Origin of the sequence: Paraburkholderia hiiakae (assembly GCF_904848665.1) — a bacterium.
Lineage (GTDB): Bacteria > Pseudomonadota > Gammaproteobacteria > Burkholderiales > Burkholderiaceae > Paraburkholderia > Paraburkholderia hiiakae.
The window spans coordinates 230,097-247,339 of the sequence record NZ_CAJHCQ010000005.1 but is presented as its reverse complement, the minus strand read 5'-3'; the positions used below and the strand labels follow the sequence as shown (position 1 = coordinate 247,339).

General features: G+C 60.9%; 16 protein-coding genes. 4 read left to right on the top strand and 12 right to left on the bottom strand.

Annotation, left to right across the window (positions count from 1 at the left end; all coding sequences use genetic code 11):
* The first annotated feature begins 131 nt into the window (after window positions 1-131).
* Window positions 132-1,877, top strand: a complete 1,746-nt coding sequence (locus JMY28_RS12285; RefSeq protein ID WP_201696196.1) for an FAD-binding protein — start codon at window positions 132-134, stop codon at window positions 1,875-1,877.
* A 15-nt stretch (window positions 1,878-1,892) separates the two neighbouring features.
* On the opposite strand, the gene wrbA is transcribed toward JMY28_RS12285, so the two are convergent.
* The 3 genes from wrbA to JMY28_RS12270 form a co-directional block, all read right to left on the bottom strand.
* Window positions 1,893-2,492 carry an NAD(P)H:quinone oxidoreductase gene (gene wrbA, locus JMY28_RS12280; RefSeq protein WP_201696195.1) on the bottom strand — a complete coding sequence of 200 codons (600 nt, stop codon included), beginning with the start codon at window positions 2,490-2,492 and terminating at the stop codon, window positions 1,893-1,895.
* A 207-nt stretch (window positions 2,493-2,699) separates the two neighbouring features.
* Window positions 2,700-3,413: a pirin family protein gene (locus JMY28_RS12275; RefSeq protein WP_201696194.1), complete on the bottom strand. Its 714-nt coding sequence runs from the start codon at window positions 3,411-3,413 to the stop codon at window positions 2,700-2,702.
* A 310-nt stretch (window positions 3,414-3,723) separates the two neighbouring features.
* Window positions 3,724-4,263, bottom strand: a complete 540-nt coding sequence (locus JMY28_RS12270; protein ID WP_201696193.1) for a MarR family winged helix-turn-helix transcriptional regulator — start codon at window positions 4,261-4,263, stop codon at window positions 3,724-3,726.
* Between the two features lie 416 nt (window positions 4,264-4,679).
* Here JMY28_RS12270 and JMY28_RS12265 point away from each other — a divergent pair, with 416 nt between their 5' ends.
* A complete protein-coding gene (locus JMY28_RS12265) occupies window positions 4,680-5,978 on the top strand; it encodes a TAXI family TRAP transporter solute-binding subunit (RefSeq protein WP_201696192.1) in 1,299 nt (432 codons plus the stop codon).
* A 65-nt stretch (window positions 5,979-6,043) separates the two neighbouring features.
* Here JMY28_RS12265 and JMY28_RS12260 read toward each other — a convergent pair whose 3' ends face one another.
* Both JMY28_RS12260 and JMY28_RS12255 read right to left on the bottom strand, forming a co-directional pair.
* On the bottom strand, window positions 6,044-7,687 hold the full coding sequence (locus JMY28_RS12260; protein ID WP_201696191.1) for an AMP-binding protein: 1,644 nt from the start codon (window positions 7,685-7,687) through the stop codon (window positions 6,044-6,046).
* A gap of 50 nt (window positions 7,688-7,737) precedes the next feature.
* The gene (locus tag JMY28_RS12255) at window positions 7,738-8,328 is read right to left on the bottom strand and encodes a 2-hydroxychromene-2-carboxylate isomerase (RefSeq protein WP_201696361.1); all 591 of its coding nucleotides are present in this window, start codon (window positions 8,326-8,328) and stop codon (window positions 7,738-7,740) included.
* Between the two features lie 137 nt (window positions 8,329-8,465).
* Between JMY28_RS12255 and JMY28_RS12250 the strand changes: the two genes are divergently transcribed.
* Window positions 8,466-9,035, top strand: a complete 570-nt coding sequence (locus JMY28_RS12250) for a TetR/AcrR family transcriptional regulator (protein WP_201696190.1) — start codon at window positions 8,466-8,468, stop codon at window positions 9,033-9,035.
* A gap of 49 nt (window positions 9,036-9,084) precedes the next feature.
* On the opposite strand, the gene JMY28_RS12245 is transcribed toward JMY28_RS12250, so the two are convergent.
* The 5 genes from JMY28_RS12245 to JMY28_RS12225 all read right to left on the bottom strand — a co-directional run bounded on the left by JMY28_RS12245 (window position 9,085) and on the right by JMY28_RS12225 (window position 14,534).
* Window positions 9,085-9,825, bottom strand: a complete 741-nt coding sequence (locus JMY28_RS12245; protein ID WP_201696189.1) for an SDR family oxidoreductase — start codon at window positions 9,823-9,825, stop codon at window positions 9,085-9,087.
* Between the two features lie 128 nt (window positions 9,826-9,953).
* The gene (locus tag JMY28_RS12240; protein WP_201696188.1) at window positions 9,954-10,706 is read right to left on the bottom strand and encodes an IclR family transcriptional regulator; all 753 of its coding nucleotides are present in this window, start codon (window positions 10,704-10,706) and stop codon (window positions 9,954-9,956) included.
* A 46-nt stretch (window positions 10,707-10,752) separates the two neighbouring features.
* Entirely contained in the window at window positions 10,753-11,919 is a 1,167-nt protein-coding gene (locus tag JMY28_RS12235; protein WP_201696187.1) for an acyl-CoA dehydrogenase family protein, read from the bottom strand.
* A 35-nt stretch (window positions 11,920-11,954) separates the two neighbouring features.
* On the bottom strand, window positions 11,955-13,256 hold the full coding sequence (locus JMY28_RS12230; protein ID WP_201696186.1) for a CitMHS family transporter: 1,302 nt from the start codon (window positions 13,254-13,256) through the stop codon (window positions 11,955-11,957).
* A 120-nt stretch (window positions 13,257-13,376) separates the two neighbouring features.
* Window positions 13,377-14,534 carry a CaiB/BaiF CoA transferase family protein gene (locus JMY28_RS12225; RefSeq protein WP_201696185.1) on the bottom strand — a complete coding sequence of 386 codons (1,158 nt, stop codon included), beginning with the start codon at window positions 14,532-14,534 and terminating at the stop codon, window positions 13,377-13,379.
* Between the two features lie 386 nt (window positions 14,535-14,920).
* Here JMY28_RS12225 and JMY28_RS12220 point away from each other — a divergent pair, with 386 nt between their 5' ends.
* A complete protein-coding gene (locus tag JMY28_RS12220; RefSeq protein WP_201696184.1) occupies window positions 14,921-15,571 on the top strand; it encodes an ureidoglycolate lyase in 651 nt (216 codons plus the stop codon).
* Between the two features lie 48 nt (window positions 15,572-15,619).
* Here JMY28_RS12220 and JMY28_RS12215 read toward each other — a convergent pair whose 3' ends face one another.
* Both JMY28_RS12215 and JMY28_RS12210 read right to left on the bottom strand, forming a co-directional pair.
* Window positions 15,620-16,858, bottom strand: a complete 1,239-nt coding sequence (locus JMY28_RS12215) for a DNA topoisomerase IB (protein ID WP_407945496.1) — start codon at window positions 16,856-16,858, stop codon at window positions 15,620-15,622.
* Between the two features lie 76 nt (window positions 16,859-16,934).
* The gene (locus JMY28_RS12210) at window positions 16,935-17,225 is read right to left on the bottom strand and encodes a DUF4148 domain-containing protein (protein WP_201696182.1); all 291 of its coding nucleotides are present in this window, start codon (window positions 17,223-17,225) and stop codon (window positions 16,935-16,937) included.
* Between the last annotated feature and the right edge of the window lie 18 nt (window positions 17,226-17,243).

Sequence of the window (17,243 nt, the reverse complement as noted above, 5' to 3'; positions counted from 1 at the left end):
GCGGGACAGCCTCTCGGGAGAATCCCTGAATAGCTTGACATCCACAGATCTCAGGCACATCATCCCAATTGAATTCATCTTAGTTACGATCATTCTATATAGAACGATTCGAACAAACAGGGAAACACGCCATGAGCACCGATATGACGGAAGGCTGGGATCTCGAGGTCGATGTCATCATTCTGGGAGCGGGCGCGGGTGGTCTTTCGGCTGCCATCGTCGCGAAGAATGAAGGGCTCGAGCCGCTCGTACTCGAAAAGACGGACCAGGTCGGCGGCACCTCCGCCTGGTCGGTCGGCATGATGTGGTTTGTGGACAGCGTGCCCATGCAGCATGCGGGCTTCGAGGATTCGTTCGATAAAGCGCGCCGATACTTTGCCGCAACGGTCGGCACCAGCGTGGGCAACCCGCTTCAGGAAAGCTATATCACGCAGGGCCGCGTTGCCCTGGACTATCTCGTTCTGCATTCCGAACTGAAAGTGGCGGCAGTCGATTATCCGGACTATTACCCCGAGTCCGATGGCGGCATGTTCGGACGCGCTCATGCCCCGCTGGATTTCGACGGCCGCAAACTCGGCGCGCACTTCAAGGATTTGCGCGCGCCGCTCCCCGCGTTCGCGCCCTTCGGCGGCATGATGCTCGACCTCGTGGACTTGAATCACTTCCTGTCCTTCACGCGCTCGTTCAAGTCGTTCTCCCATGTAGCAAAGCGCTTCCTGCGCTATGGAATGGACCGCCTGAGCTATCACCGTGGCACGCGACTCGTAGGCGGCAATGCGCTCATCGCGCGCCTCTACAAAACCGTTCTCGACGAACAGATTCCGGTTTGGCTGCGTGCCCACGCGACGCGGCTCGTCACCGCGAATAACGCCGTGACCGGCGCCGAAGTCATGCGCGACGGCGGCACATTGCGCGTGCGTTCACGCCGCGGCGTGGTGATCGCGACCGGGGGCTATACCGGAAGCGCAGCGATGCGGCGCGAGCATTCCCGTCAGCCGACCGTAGAGCTTGGCCTGGGCTTGCCGAGCAACCTCGGCGAAGGCATTCGGCTCGGTCTTTCAGTGGGCGGGCGGCTCGATCACAATAGCCACGACACCGGCTATTACGTGCCGATTTCCGTCTTCAGGACTGGAAACAACGAGACGTTGTGGGGCCATTTCATGCTCGATCGGCCCAAGCCCGGCTTCATTGCGGTGAACAAGGAAGGCAAGCGCTTCACGAACGAAGCGGCCTCGTACCACGCATTCACGCAAGGCATGTTCGACGCTGGCGCGATTCCCGCGTATCTCGTCGCCGATGCAGCAGCCGTGAAAAGGTACGGCATTGGCGTCATCCTTCCGGGCATGTCGCTGCGTCGCTACGAACGGGCAGGCTATCTCCATAGCGGCAAGACGCTCGCAGAACTCGCGGCCAAAGTCGGTATCGATGCCGATGGCCTTGCGCGCAGCGTCGATCGAAATAACCAGTTCGCGCAAACCGGTATCGACGAAGATTTCGGCAAGGGCGCGTCGGCCTACAACATCTACAAGGGCGACCCGACGCATGCGCCGAACCCGTGCATCGGGCCAATCGCGCAAGGACCGTTCTATGCCGTCAAGCTGATGCCGGGCGACTTCGGTACGAGCCGCGGTCTCGTCACAGGGCCGAGCGGCGAAGTTCTGGATCACAACAACCAGCCGATTCCCGGCATCTTCGCATGTGGCAACGACATGAATTCGCCCGTGGGCGGCCACTACATCGGAGCCGGAATTACACTCGGCCCGGCAGTCACGTTCGGCTACCTGGCCGCCATGGCGCTAGCGAAGCGTGATCCGTCACGGGCCACGCTTGCTGGCGAATCCACTTCACGGGCAGCCCAGAATATCGGTGAGAGCTGACACGCAGGCGCCCGGTTAGCTAAACAGCTTGTTCGCTGCCTTCGCAATCAATTCCCCCTGGAAGCGTGCGCCGGCCAGGTCGATTTCGCTCGGCTGCCGCTGTCCCTGCGGGCCAGCAATCGTCGTCGCGCCGTAGGGTGAACCGCCCGCGATCTCGTCCAGCGTCATCTGACTTTGAAAGCTGTACGGCAGCCCGACGACGACCATGCCGAAATGCAGCAGGTTGGCGATGATCGAAAAGAGCGTGACCTCCTGCCCGCCGTGCTGGGTGCCCGTCGATGTGAAAGCGCCGCCGACCTTGCCATTGAGCGCACCGCTCAGCCACAGGCCGCCGGCCTGGTCCAGAAACGCCGCCATCTGCGACGACATACGCCCGAAGCGGGTGGGCGTTCCGACGACGATGGCATCGTAATTGGCGAGTTCGGCGACGGCCGCGACCGGCGCCTTCTGGTCCAGTTTGAAATGGGAGGCTGCGGCGACCTCCTGTGGCACGGTTTCAGGCACACGCTTGACGTCGACGCTGGCACCCGCGGCGCGGGCGCCTTCTGCAACGGCCTCCGCCATGGCTTCGAGATGCCCATAGGAGGAGTAGTACAGCACCAGAACTTTCGACATAACAGGCTCCTTTCAACGTTTCCGGCATCGCCGGCATCAGGAGGTTTGTGACGCCTGGAGTGACTTGCAACCCGACTGCCCAACTGCGAATCCACGGCGATCAGTACGCGCCACGCACCTCGAACAGGTTGATATCGTCGGCCTTTGATGAACGACGACACCGTATCGCTCCACCCCGCCCCTCTCGATGAGGCCCGAGGCGATCGACTAGAACCAGGAACTCCCGGTAGTTTCCACTAACACGAGTTCGGAGTCTTCCAAAGCGGCTATCTCGCTTGCGGCTACATTCGTAATTGCCACGCCGTCCAGCGGGCCCACCATCTCGCCGTCGATTTCGATACGGCCCGACGCCACGACGAGGTAAGCGCAACCGGTGGCCAGGAACGCCTGTCTGACACATTCGCCCGCCTTGAGTGTGGCACCGGAAAGACGCGCGTCCGCGCGAATGGGAAGCGCACCTTCATCCTCGGCAAAACCGCTGGCGAGCACGACGAAGCGACCGGAGCGGTCGCTCTTCGGAAACGCCCGTGTGTCCCAGCGCGGCTCGCCACCCGCATTGCGCGGCAACAGCCACACCTGATAAAGCTTGAGTGGCACATCGCCCCGGTTGTACTCGGCGTGCCGTATGCCTGTACCCGTGCTCATGACCTGTACGTCACCGGCACGGATCGTTCCTTCCGAACCGATGGTGTCGCGATGCCCCAGAACGCCCTCGCGCACGTAAGTGACGATCTCCATGTCCCGGTGCCCATGCAGCGGGAAGCCCCCGCCAACCGCAATCTCGTCATCGTTCCACACGATCAGTGGACCCAACGCCTCATGCGCTTGATTGCCGCCGGCATTCACGGCGAAATGATATCTGGCGCGCAACCAACCATAATCGGCCCTATCGAGCGCGGCCCAACGTCTATGTGCAAGCATTTCCGCTACCTTCTAAAAATTGAAGCTGCTGACGCTCGTCAATGACGGTTCAGCCACGGATCAATGCTATATCGGCAAACATGACGATGAAATATCCAGCCACACAAAGCAACATTGCCTGCAGTAGAACGATAGCGAACGCCGGAAAGGGTGTTGCTCGCTTAAATTAATCAGGCATCCAAAATAATATGCACGCTCTGAACTGCGTCTATCAAGGGAGGCTGCTCATTCGATGCCTCGGCAGACCCAACCTCGCCGAAGTTGAGGTCCGCCGTGATACTTCTTGCCTCTGCTACCGCAAGCGCACGAATCAGTCGACGACCGTGTCGCCCTGCGCCATCTGGAAAAGGTTCGCCTCGATCTGGTGCACGACCTTCCAGAATACTTTCATGTCTCTTTGCGAAATTCCGTCGAGCGACGCCGAAATCATTTCAGTGAGATCGGGAAGCAATTCGTCGACCAGGCGTTTACCTTCGGGCTGCAGCTTGATGAAATGCTTCCGCCTGTCGTTGGGATCGCGCACTCTTTTCACGAGACCGCGTTTTTCCAGATTGTCGAGCGCCGGAACTGCAGTCGTCGACGCAATGCCTACGCGCTTGCTGAGTTCGAGCTGATTCACCTCGCCGCGCTCGGCCAGCACGCGAAGGTAGTACCAGTAAGCGATGGGGAGCCCTTCCCGGTCGAGGATCTTTTGTGCCTTCGCGTCGTAGAGCCGGTGGACCGTTCGCGCCATCCACGGAACCGTCCTACCTCGATCGTCGAACACATCCGATGACCGCTCTGCCGGCGCCTCCACGGGCACGGGAGCGGCCTTGGTGGCTTTCACTGCGGACGAATTTGTCTTGGCCATTCACTTGTTCCTCGGCGCGTGGTCAAGCGAGCGGCCAGAGATCCGGGCGGCGCAAGACGCGCGACAGTCACACCGGCCCGCGGATTCCAGAGGTCCCTGATCTCGACTTTCTCACGACATATTATTCGATATGGATCGAATTCGTCTGGAACTATCTCTTTGAAAACGATCCATTGTCATACGAAATCATACAACACTATTTCGTGAGACTGGAATCCGGGCAGATCAGTATCGCGTTCGTGCTCGACGATACGCCGTCCGATCCGACCGCAGGGCGTATCGGCAACTTTGGTATCGTAAGCCTGTTTATCATAGCGGATCATGGCGCGCCACGATCCAGATAGCGCCAAAACCCGAAGCGGTCGATAACGATGCCCAGACACAATCCACCACTGCACCGCAGTCAGAAAGCGCCCATGACCAGGGCGAGGCGGCGCCTTCTGATCATCGGCGCAGTCGTTCTGTTAGCGGCGTTCGGCTGGCTCCTCACGATCATTGTCCAACCCGCGTTCCAGCGCACCATCGTCATGACCAGCGGTGCGGACAACGGCATCTATCGCGGATTTGCGGATCGCTATGCGCCCATCCTGAAGCGCGCGGGCATCAAACTCGAGATCCGCAGTTCTTCGGGCGCGGTGGAAAATTACGAGCGGCTGAGGGACCCGAATAGCGCCTACGAAGTCGGTTTCATTCAGTCGGGCACCACCACTCCGAAGGAAACCGACAATCTGCAAACGATCGCTGCCGTGTCGTACGAACCGATCTGGGTGTTCTATCGCGGCGACACCACGGTCGACCGGCTGTCGCAACTACGCGGAAAGAAGATTTCGATGGGCGTGCCCGGTAGCGGCCTGCTCAACGTTGCGCAGGTATTGCTCGGCTATAGCGACATTACGAGCCAGAACTCCACGCTGCTGCAAATGGATGCGCCCGCGGCGTATCAGGGACTCGAAAGCGGCCAGATCGACGCAGCGTTCTTTATCGGCAGGCCCGACGCCGACATGCAGAAGACACTGCTGAACAGCGGGCTGAAGTTGATGAGTTTCTCGCAGGCCGATGCGCTGGTTCAGAAGTTCCCGTCGCTTTCGAAGATTGTCTTGCCGCGTGCGTCGACGAGTGTCGCCGAAGATCTGCCGCGCACCGACGTCACACTGCTCGCCGCAACGGCACTGCTCGTATCGAAAGACACGATGCATCCGGCTCTCGTCTATCTGCTGCTCGACGCGGCCCACGCCGTTCACGGTGGCGAGGACTACTTCACACCGCTCGGCACGTTTCCGAACCTGAAGACGGAGGAATTCCCAATCTCCGACGAAAGCGCGCGCTACTTCAAATCCGGACAGCCGTTCCTGTACCGCTATCTGCCGTTCTGGCTTGCGAGTCTGATTGAACGACGACTGTTGATCCTCGTGCCGTTCGCGGCGCTCCTCATCGGTTTGATTCAGGCATTGCCACGCCTCGTCGAATCACGGATCAAAAAGCGATTCGTCGTCTGGTATCGCGAGATAAAGGCACTGGAAGACGAGGTATGGAACAGCCGCGAGCCCACCCACTCACAGATCGCACAATGGCGCGACGAGATCGAGAACATCGACGCCAATGCGAGCCGGATACGGATTCCGTATCGCTATTTTCAGGACGTATACGCGCTCAAGCAGGCGATCGGTGTCGTGCGGGACAGAATCGCGCATGCTGCTCAGCGAGCGAAGGGATAGCGATATGCCGTTCGTCCGCTCGCCACACCAGTCGAGTTCCCGCTCCGCTTCAGCGCGCATAAAGGCTAACGCAGCGCCCTTCGTAAAATCTTCCCTACTGTCGACTTCGGGAGCGCTTCCCTGAATTCGAACTGGCGCGGCACCTTGTAGTTCGTTAGATTCTCGCGACACCAGGCTTGCAACGCGTCGGCAGTCAACCGCGAGTCCCGCGCGACGACGAACACTTTCAAAGCTTCACCCGTCTTCGCATCTTGCACGCCGATACAAGCGCACTCGCTAACGCCGGGATGGCTGGCGACCACTTTCTCGATCTCGTTGGGATAGACATTGAAACCGGACACGAGAACCAGATCCTTCTTCCGGTCGACAATGGTGACATAACCTTGCGCATCCATTACCGCAATGTCACCGGTGCGCAGAAAACCGTCTGACGTAAAGGACGATTGGGTTTCTTGCGGGCGGTTCCAGTATCCACGCATCACCTGGGGTCCCTTCACGACGATTTCCCCAGGCACCCCTGACTTCACGTCATGCCCCTCGTCGTCGAGCAATCTCACTTCCGTGGACGACACGGGCACCCCCACTGTTTGCTCGCGACCGGTCACGCCCACCGGCGTCATGCAGACGGTGGGCGACGCCTCAGTCAGCCCATATCCGCCGGAAAGCGCACATCCAGTCAACTTGTGCCACTTTTCCCCAACCGCGGGCTGAACGGCTGCGCCCGCGCCACACGTGTACGCGAGGCCCGCGAAATCGAGTTTTCCAAAAGGCTCGAAATCCATCAAGGCGTTGAACAGCGTGTTGACACCTACGAAAAACGAAAAGCGATGCTTGCGCCACTGCTCGACGAAGGTAGAAAGGTCGCGCGGGTCTGGAATGAGCACATTCTTCCAGCCACGCGCAACCGAAAGCACACAGTTACCGGTCAGCGCCATGATGTGATACATCGGCAGCACGGTAACGACGCAAACGTCGGCACCATCCAATACGGGCCTAAGCCACGTCGACAACTGAAGCACATTCGCGATGACGTTCCGATGCGTCAACACTGCGGCTTTCGGATTTCCCGTTGTCCCGCCCGTATACTGAAGAAATGCAATCGCATCGGGTGCCAGTGGCGGCTGAGGCCTCGAACGATGACGTCCAGCTTCGAGCGCTGCGACGAAGCTCGTTTGCGCCTCCGCGCGCGCCAATTGTGCATCTTCGTCCACTCTCCGCGCTGCGCTGCGCAGGGACGGGAGCTTTGCGATCTCGTCGGGCGTTGCCAGAATCAATCGGCAATGCAACTCGCTCGCAGCCGCACGTGCCACCGCTTGCGCGCCCTCCCAGGCGACGAGGATTGTCGCTCCGCTGTCCTCCAGGTGAAAGCGGACTTCCCGCTCGGTGTAGTGGGGATTCAGGTTGACGACAACCATGCCCGCGCGCAGCACGCCGAATAGCGCCAGGGAATACTGCGGAACATTGGGCATCATGAGCGCAACGCGGCTGCCCGATGGCAGACGTTCAATGACCTGCAGGTAGGTCGCGAAGGCTTCGCTCAACTCGGCCATCGCTGCGTAATCGAGTTCGACGTCTGCATAACATAGGGCAGTTCGAGCGGGATACGCCGCGGCCGTTCTGGTCAGGAAATCCGCTATCGATCCGTATTCCCCAAGTTCGATATCGGCGGGTACACCCAGTGGATACTGCTCAAGCCATTTCCGTTGCACGCTCGTCTCCCTCTCATGTTCCATGATCTGTGCCGATTCAGTGTGCGTGGCTACTGCAATGCTTCCTTGACGAAATCGAGCCGGTCTTGCCCAAAGAACATTTCGTCGCCTACGAACATCGTCGGCGCGCCAAACAGGCCTCGTGCAACGGCTGCCTCGGTTTCCCGCTTCAGCCGCTCCTTCACCGCGGGATCCTCTGCAAACTGCAACAGGAGCGCGCTATCGAGATCGGCGCCCTCGAGAACGGCGTGCACCGTGGGTAAGTCGCCCATATTGCGGGGCTGCTCCCACATCGCGCGAAACACCGTGCTGACATAGCGAAGGAACAGTTGCTCGTCATGCATCTGCGCACCGGTTGCCGCACGCATGAGCATCAGCGTGTTGATCGGGAAATGCGGATTATGGGTGTACTGGACGTCATAGCGCCGGGCAAAGCGCGCGAGATCAATCTGCATCCAGGCGCCTTTCGCAGGGATGGCCGCTGGCGACGCATTGTTCGTCGCCTTGTGGATGCCCCCCAGCAAGACTGGCCGATACACAAGTTCAGCACCGCTTTGAGCGGCGATGGCTGGCAGTTGCGTCCAGGCAAGATAGCTCGCCGGGCTTCCGAAATCAAAATAGAACTCTACGGTTTTCACCATCTCTTTGTCCCCTGACATTTCCTTTCCATCCCCCGATGCGTTTCGTGTCGGACGCCCCGCAAAGGTCATTGATAAACGAACGTTAACTGAACGAAGGTTATGCTATTCTCATTTAGTAACCTGACTAAGATCTGACCATGCGCTATTCAAGCTCGCACAAAGAGGAAACGCGTCGCCGGCTTATCGAAAGCAGCCGCGCCATCGCGAAGGAAGGCGGTTTTGCTTCCACGGGTATCGATGCACTGATGGCGTCGATCGGGCTGACAGGCGCCGCGTTCTACAATCATTTCCCTTCCAAGCAGGCGCTCTTCGACGCCCTTGTCGGCGAGGAAGCGTCCAACAGCGCCGATCTGCTAGCGGTAGACGACGGCGCGCCCGACGCCGATCTAGGCAAACGCCTGAGAAGCTACCTGAGCACGTACCACGTTCTGCATCCCGAATCGGGTTGTGCGCTGCCCGCGATCGGTCCGGAAATCGCTCGAGGCACGCCCACCGCGCGCACGGAAGTCGAGAAGGCGCTCAAGCGCATCCAGAAGAGCTGGAGCGCTCACCTCGACGACAAGGACACCGCCTGGGCAGTCATGGCGCAATGTGTCGGCGCCCTTGTGCTTGCGCGCACGGTGGAAAGCGAGCGTACCAGGCGCGAAATTCTCGCGTCCAGCCGGCGACTTCTGGGTGAAGCGCTCGACATCGATACCTTGAAGTAGCCTTCGCATTTCGGGAGCGCCCTCGGTAGTCCGCCTGGTAGTTCGCCTTTTACCAGCGCTCCATGTACGGACGCAGATCCAGCTCGAACGTCCAGGCGTCACGGGGCTGCTGGTGCAGATACCAGTAGTTCTCGGCGATGTGTTCCGGGTTCAGGATGCCGTCCTTTTCCTTCAGGGCGTAGCGCTCCGGGAAATTCGTGCGAATAAAATCGGTATCGATGGCGCCGTCGACAATGACGTGGGCGACGTGAACGTTGCGCGGCCCCAGTTCGCGGGCCATGCTTTGTGCGAGCGCCCGAAGCGCATGCTTGGCCCCCGCAAACGCGCCGAAGTCCGCCGCGCCCCTGACGCTTGCCGTCGCGCCCGTGAAGAGAATCGTCCCGCGCCCGCGCGCAACCATCCGCTTCGCCACCTCGCGGCCATTGAGAAATGCGCTAAAGCAGGCCATCTCCCAGATCTTGAAGTACTTCCGCGCCGTCTCGTCGAGAATGCTGCAAGGCACGTTCGCGCCAATATTGAACACCATGACCTCGATCGGACCGTGCTCAGCCTCGACGCGCTCGATCAACGCAACAACATCCTCTTCCTTGCGCGCATCGCTGCCGTACCCGTAGGCCTCACCGCCAGCCTCGCGAATGCGTGCAACCAGCGGCTCCAGCTTGTCCGCCGAGCGGCGGCTCACACAGGCGATGTAGCCCTCACGGGCGAATCGCGAAGCGATCGCTCCCCCGGTAGCATCTCCTGCCCCAATCACCAGCACGACTTTCGGTTGTACATTATCGGACTGCACGCTTGCCTCCTGTTAACGAACGATCGTTTAGTTAACGTACGTTAATTAAACGATCGAACCTTGTCAACCAGGGTTTTGGCATTAGAGGCGTGAACGTTCAGTGAGGATAGTGCGCAGAAAGGCGAAACTCAGTCCGCGTCGTTCTTTTGCCAGGTCAAAAGAATCTGCTGCTTCGCCGTGGTCAGGGTTGCCACGTGCTCGCTCAGTTGCTCGCGGATCCGTTCGGTCGGGCCGCCAATCGAGAGTCCGTACAGGTCACCGCCAAAATCGAGGGCGACGGCCACCGCCGAAAGTTCAGGCGCGCTCTCGCCGATATTCGCGTACCAGCCTCGCTCATGCGCAGCGCTAACCTGATCGATGAACGTGGCGCGATCGGCGACAGTCGCGCCCGTGAATCGCTCGAAATGAAGCTTTGCGCAGAGTGCGTCGCGCGTCGGCGCATCGAGTTCGCCGCAAATCACCTTGCCAATCGAGTTCGCATGCAACGGGCGCAGTGAGCCGGGCGCGCATGCGTAGCGCACCGCCTTCTCCGATTCGACCACGTCGAGATAGATGACCTGCGTGCCATGAATTTTGCCAAGCACGATGGTTTCGCCTGTCGCGTCGCGAAGTTCGACAAGGCGGGGATGCAACATTTGAACCACCGGATCGACGGCATTGATCGCGTTGGCGAGCAGTTGCAAACGCCGCGTGGGATAGTAGCCTCCCCGTTTGCGCACTTCGTACAGATAGCCACGGCTCACGAGCGTGCGGGCAAGCGCGAGGCAACTCGAGGAGGGCACCTCCAGAAGCCTCGCCATTTCGGCAAGCGCCAATGGCCTCTGTTCGGCGGCGAAGAGTTCGAACAGGTCGAGCGTGCGGGCAACGAGTTTGACGTCCATGGGTCGGGCAGTGGATCGCAAGGCGGCGCGCCGTCCCTTGCAGTGTTCAGTAAGACTTCGGCAGCCCGAGCACCTTTTCCGCGATGAAGCACATGATCATTTGCGGGCTGACGGGCGCGAGCCTTGGAATCATACACTCCCGCAGATAGCGTTCGACATGGTATTCCTTCGCGTAGCCCATGCCGCCCAGCGTTGCAATGGCCGTCTGGCACGACTGGAACGCAGCTTCGGCAGCAAGGTATTTCCCGGCGTTGGCTTCGGCCCCGCACGGATCGCCTGCGTCGTACAGCGTGGCGGCCTTCATCACCATCAGGTTCGCGGCCTCGAGCGCCATCCACGCCTGCGCGAGCGGATGCTGGATGGCCTGGTTCTGCCCGATGGGACGCCCAAACACGACACGGTCCTTCGCGTACTGCGTGGCGTGGCGCAGCGCCGCCTGGCCGAGGCCCACCGCTTCCGAGGCGATCAGGATGCGCTCCGGATTCAGGCCGTGCAGCAGATAATGGAAGCCCCTGCCCTCCTCACCAATGCGGTCCTCCAACGGCACGCGCAGACCGTCGATGAAGAGCATGTTCGAATCGACCGCCTTGCGGCCCATCTTCTCGATCTCGCGGACTTCGACTCGCGTGCGGTCGAGGTCGGTATAGAAAAGACTCAGGCCATCGGTAGGCTTCGCCACCTGGTCCAGCGGCGTCGTACGCGCGATGATGAGCATCTTGTTCGCGACCTGCGCGGTCGAGATCCAGATCTTGCGACCGGTGAGCACGTAGTGATCGCCATCGCGCACGGCCTGCGTTTTCAGGTGCGTCGTGTCGAGGCCAGCGTCGGGCTCGGTCACGGCGAAACACGCCTTGTCGCGGCCCTCGATGAGCGGCGGCAGAAATCGCTGCTTCTGCGCTTCGCTGCCGAACACCTGCACCGGATTGAGTCCGAAGATGTTCATATGCACGGCCGACGCGCCCGAAAGCCCCGCGCCGGAGGCACTGATTGTGCGCATCATCAGCGCCGCCTCGGTCATACCGAGCCCGGAGCCGCCATAGTCTGGCGACATCGCAATGCCAAGCCAGCCAGCATCGGCGAGTGCGCGGTGAAAGTCGTGCGGGAAGCCGCCTTCGCGGTCGCGTTCGAGCCAGTAACCGTCGTCGAAACGCTCGCAGATCTTTTCAATTGCAGCGACGATCGACTGCTGGTCTTCATTGAGGTTGAAATTCATACGGACTTCCTCTCAAGGCATAAACAAAAACGCTATTACAGCGGGAACACGCTCACTAGCACTGCGGTGAACACCATCAGCACCGTGGCGGCAAACAGGAACGGAATCGTGAACTTCTGATGCTCGGCGAGTTCCACGCCCGTCAGGCCAACAATCAGGAACGTGGCCGGTGTGAGCGGACTAACGGGGAAGCCGGTAGTCATCTGACCGAGGAGCGCCGCCTGCGCCATCTGCACGGATGGCACGCCCAGCATTTCCCCACTCTTCGCCAAAACCGGCAGGATGCCAAAGTAAAACGAATCGGGATCGAAAAGCAGGCTGAGAGGCATCGAAACGAGTCCCAGCACGAATGGCATGTGGCGCGCGTGATCGGCGGGCACATGGCGCACGACGACTTCGGCCATGGCATTGAGCATGCCGGTTCCGGTCATGATGCCGGTGAAAGCACCCGCGGCAAGCAGCACGCTCGCCATCATCAGGGCCGCCTTCGCATGCGCATCGACACGTTCGCGCTGCTGGTTCACATCGGGGTAGTTGATGACGAGCGCGAGCACGGTGCCGATCATGAACATGACCATGGGATCGACAATGCCCGACACGAGCGTCACGAGCACGACGAGAGTCAGCACGAGATTGATCCAGAAACGCTGGGGCCGGCGCAGCGCAAGCTCCTCCGGCGTAAGCACACGCGGGGCGGCGGCGATGCCGGCGGCATGTTCGCGTGTGAGACCGAGGCGCTTTTCCTCGCGCTTTCCGAGCAGGTATGCCGAGCCGAACACGAAAACAAGGCCGACGATCTGCACGGGAATCATCGGATAGAAAATGACGGTGCCCGGAATATGCAGCGCCGCTGAAGCGCGCAGCATTGGCCCGACCCAGGGGAGAAAGTTGACGCCCGCCGCCATCGATGCGACGCACGCGAGAATGCGACGGTCGAGCCCCAGGCGCGTATAGAGCGGCATCATCGCGGGCAGTGTGACCAGAAACGTGACCGCGCCCGAACCATCGAGGTGGATAAGCAGCGCAAGCAATGCGGAGCCCATGACAATGCGCGGAGGATGGCAACCCACCACGCGCAACACACCGTTAATGATCGGATCGAGCATTCCGGCATCCGTCAGGATACCGAAGAAAAGAATCGCAAATACGAACATCCCTGCAACCGGGCCGATGTTCTGCACCCCGTGGACGATGAACTTCGCTGTGGAGAGGCCGAATCCCGCAGCGAGTGCGGCGACGATGGGCACGGCGATCAGTGCGACGAGCGGCGAAAGCCGCTTCGTGATGATCAGTGTGAACAGAGCGATAATCGCGAGCGTACCGATTAGCGCGAGCATGATCCAGTCCCCGTGTGCGCCATGCTTCCTGCCTGCTTGCCAGGTGTCATTCCTGTCTCCTGCGCGGCGTTGCGTGCGCCGCTGTCGTGGTTCTATCGGATGGCTTGTCGATGTGCCGGCTTATGCTTCGCGCGATCGTTCGCCGAAGACCTGTGCCGCGTGTTCGTCGAGCGCCGGCGGCGCGCTTCGGTAAGTGGCCGGTGTGCGGCCCAGCTTGATCGGCGACGCGATTCCACGGTAGGACCCCATCTCGACCTTCATTGCGCGATGGTCAACGTGGGGATGCGAGAGCGCTGCACCCACGCCAAGTACCGGCGCACATGGCACGCCGTGGCGCACGAGCATGTCGGCCAGCTGTGGGCCATCCCAGCCCGCGAAACGTTGTTCGAGTTCCAGACGCAGGGCGGTGCGGTGCTGGCTGCGCGAGCGATTGTCGGCGAAGCGCGGGTCGTCGGCGAGGTGCTGCGCATCGATCAGCCGGCAGAGCGCCCCGAACTGGGTGTTGTTGCCGACCGCGAGGAAGATGTCGCCGTTGCCGGTGTGGAACATGTCGTAAGGCGTAATGTTCGGATGGGCGTTGCCGGTGCGCTGCGGCTCCTTGCCCGAGTAAAAGTAATTGGGGGTGTGTGGGTGGAGGATCGAGAGCGCGCAATCGAACAGCGTCGATTCGACGAACTGGCCTCGCCCGCTTACCTCGCGCTCGCGCAACGCCATCAGGATGCCGAGAGCCGCATTGAGCCCCGTCACGAGATCGACGATCGGCACGCCGATGCGTAGCGGCGCACCGCCCGCCTCCCCGTTGACGCTCATGAGGCCGGTCATCGCCTGGATCGCCGCATCGTAGCCGGGCAACGCGCCGAGCGGGCCGTCCGCACCGAAGCCGGACACGCGGCAATGCACGAGCCTCGGAAAGCGGGCGGCCAGCACGGTGTCGTAGCCGAGCCCCCATCGCTCGAGCGTGCCGACCTTGAAGTTCTCCACCAGTACGTCAGCCGTTTCGAGCAGCGCGAGCAGGCGCTCGCGCTCCGCCGGCTGCGTGAGATCCAGCACGACGCCCAGCTTGTTGCGATTGACGCCCTGGAAGTACGAAGCGGTCTCGCCATCGAACGGTGGGCCCCAGCCGCGCGTTTCGTCGCCGCCAGGCGGTTCGATCTTGATGACTTCCGCGCCGTGGTCGGCAAGAATCTGCGTGCAGTATGGGCCGCCGAGAACACGGGACAGGTCCACAACGCGCAAGCCGTGCAGCGATCCAGCGATTGGAGACGAAGGAATATTCATTTTGATCTGCAGTACTGATTGACAAGAACTGAAAACACAAAAATCACCAATGTGACGCGGTCGGCGGGGGCGCTGCCAACAGGTGTCTGACGTTAGAGAACGGTTAAGTCGTCCCGTATCGGCTCGACATGAAGCGCATCAGATCAAATTCACCAGCGTGAATGAATATTCACACACAGGAATATTGTAGGTCAAGCAGGATTCCCAAAAGCGGCCCCAGGAATGTCCCTGGTGTTGGATGACCAACGCCCCGCCAAGTCTCCCGGCGACACCAAGCGTCGAGAGGGAAAATAATCCAGCGAACGTGCCACCGCTGGCACACTCTAAGCCCGGTGCCGCTGCCGTTCTGAAAGATCGCGCCGCCCTTGACTCCTGATGATATTTGTATGAACAAAGAGATCGACTACCTCAATCCCAACCTCCCTAGTGGCCTTCAGCGCGTGGCTATGCCCGTGGTCGACGCGACTCCAGCAACGCTCTCTGGCTATGGCAAGCTGGTGGACGACCCGGACGCATGCAAGGTGGAAATCGTCCAATGGCCCGCAGTGGGATCAAGACCGATCGACCCAGGAACCGGTGACGAAGCGGGCACGACCGAAGGCACGTTCGTCAGCGAATGGCGCGGTGACATTCTTTACGGCCGAAACGAAGCGGTAGGCGGTAACTATGTTCTCGCGTACGCAACGGAGCCAGACGACGCACGCGCAGACAGCGCGGCCACGCCGGAACGCATGTTGATTTGGCATGCGAACTATCACCCGGACGGTGGGCAACTGTTTTTCCCGCTCGATCGTCGCCCGTTTTATGTTCCGTTGGCGTTGCCCGGCGACGATATCACGCCGCAGAAGTTCGTCTGCTTCCGTTTCGACGGGCGGCAGGGTCTCTATATCCACCCCAACATCTGGCATGAAGGCGTGTTCACGCTGGACGGAACGCAGCGATTCTTCGACAAACAAGGCGCTGTCCATGCACGCGTCTCGGTCGAATTTGCGTCCGAATTTGGCTGTCTGCTCGAAGCGACCATTAAGCGCGATTAGAGACCATCAACAACACCGACATGATCGGTGCGCAATGCCAGGCGTCGTCTAGACGGCCGCACGGGCCTTTTTTGCAGCAGGCGACCGAGCGGGCCGCGACGTCTTCCTTCCGATCGCGCGCGCTTCCCGACTGGATTGCGCTAGCAGGTGGACGAGGCTCGCATCGCTTGACGTGCCTTTGCGCTCGCGGCGCGATGCCTCGCGCACCCGTCGTTTCGCGTCGCTCTTCAGAAAAACAACGAGCGCGGCCTCGTCGGCCTTGAGTCCGCGGCGGCGCGCGGGGGGAAGCGCGCGCCCCAGGGCGCCCGCCTCGAACGCGTCGATCACGGCTGGGTGGATGTAGCACTTGCGGCAGACCGCCGGCGTATTGCGCAATAGTTGCGAGATCTGCTTGATGGTGTCGACGACGTGTTTGCGCGCCTGCGTCACCGTCTCCCATTCCAGCTTGCGTAGCGCCGCAAGCGCGAAGACGCTGCCCGCCCACGTGCGGTAGTCCTTCGCCGTGAAATCGGCGCCCGTGATCTCGCGCAGGTAGTCGTTGATGTCGGCGGAGTTGACAGCATGCCTCGCGCCGTCGGCGTCGAGATACTGGAAGAGGTCCTGGCCCGGCAGTTCCATACAGCGCCTGACGATCCGTGCGACGCGTGCATCGCTGACGGCGACGTCGTGCTCGACACCGCTCTTGCCGCGAAACCTGAAGTGCAGCCGGTCCGACGAGACTCTTAGATGCCGCTTGCGCAGCGTCGTCAGCCCATATGAGCGGTTCTCCCGGGCGTACTCCTCGCTGCCGACGCGAATCAGGGTGACGTCGAGCAGACGCACGACGGTGGCCAACACCTTGTCTCGCGGCATGCCGTCGAGCGCGAGATCGCGCGCCAGCCGCGCGCGCAGTCCCGGCAGCGCGATGCCGAATGCAAGCATGCGCTCGTACTTGGTAGCGTCTCGTGTTTCACGCCAGCGCGGGTGATAGCGATACTGCTTGCGCCCGCGTGCATCGCGGCCCGTTGCCTGCAAATGACCGCGCGCGTCCGGGCAGATCCACACATCGGTATAGGCGGGCGGAACGGCTAACGCGTTGATGCGGCGGATCTCGACATCGTCTTTGATGCGCTCGCCTTGCGTATCGAAGTAGACGAACGCTGCGCCGATCCGTTCGCGCGTGTACCCGCGCCGCGAGTCGTCGACGTAGCGCAGCCCTGGAGGCAGGGAATCCGTGCCAGATACAGCGCTCGCGCCCGCCGTGCAGTTGCGGCTACGGTTTCTTGTATTGGTCTGATTTTTCGCCACGGCAAGCCTCGGTCGAATGACCATGGTGGTGGGCACCGGCGGGCAATTTCGCCATCCTGTTCATCCAGATACTTCACTACTGACTTGCAGCGCCAGGCGAAGCTGCTTTTCTTTCGGCGTTCTGAATATCGTTGGGGTAATTGGCGTCGTTCGCTGTGGCGGGGTTATAGCCGTTCTGTTCGAGTTTCTTCAATTCTGCGTTCTTTCGTGCCCGAGCTTCCTTGCGTGCTTCTTTGCGCTGCGCCTTCGACATGGTGCCGTTGCTCGCAGCGTCGGGCGCGCTCGTTTGCGCGCCGGCTATTCCCGGCGCGAGCGCGATGGAAAGGGCGGTCACCGCGGCGACTATCGAGGAATGAGGCTTGGCCATCGTCACTCTCCCGTGAAA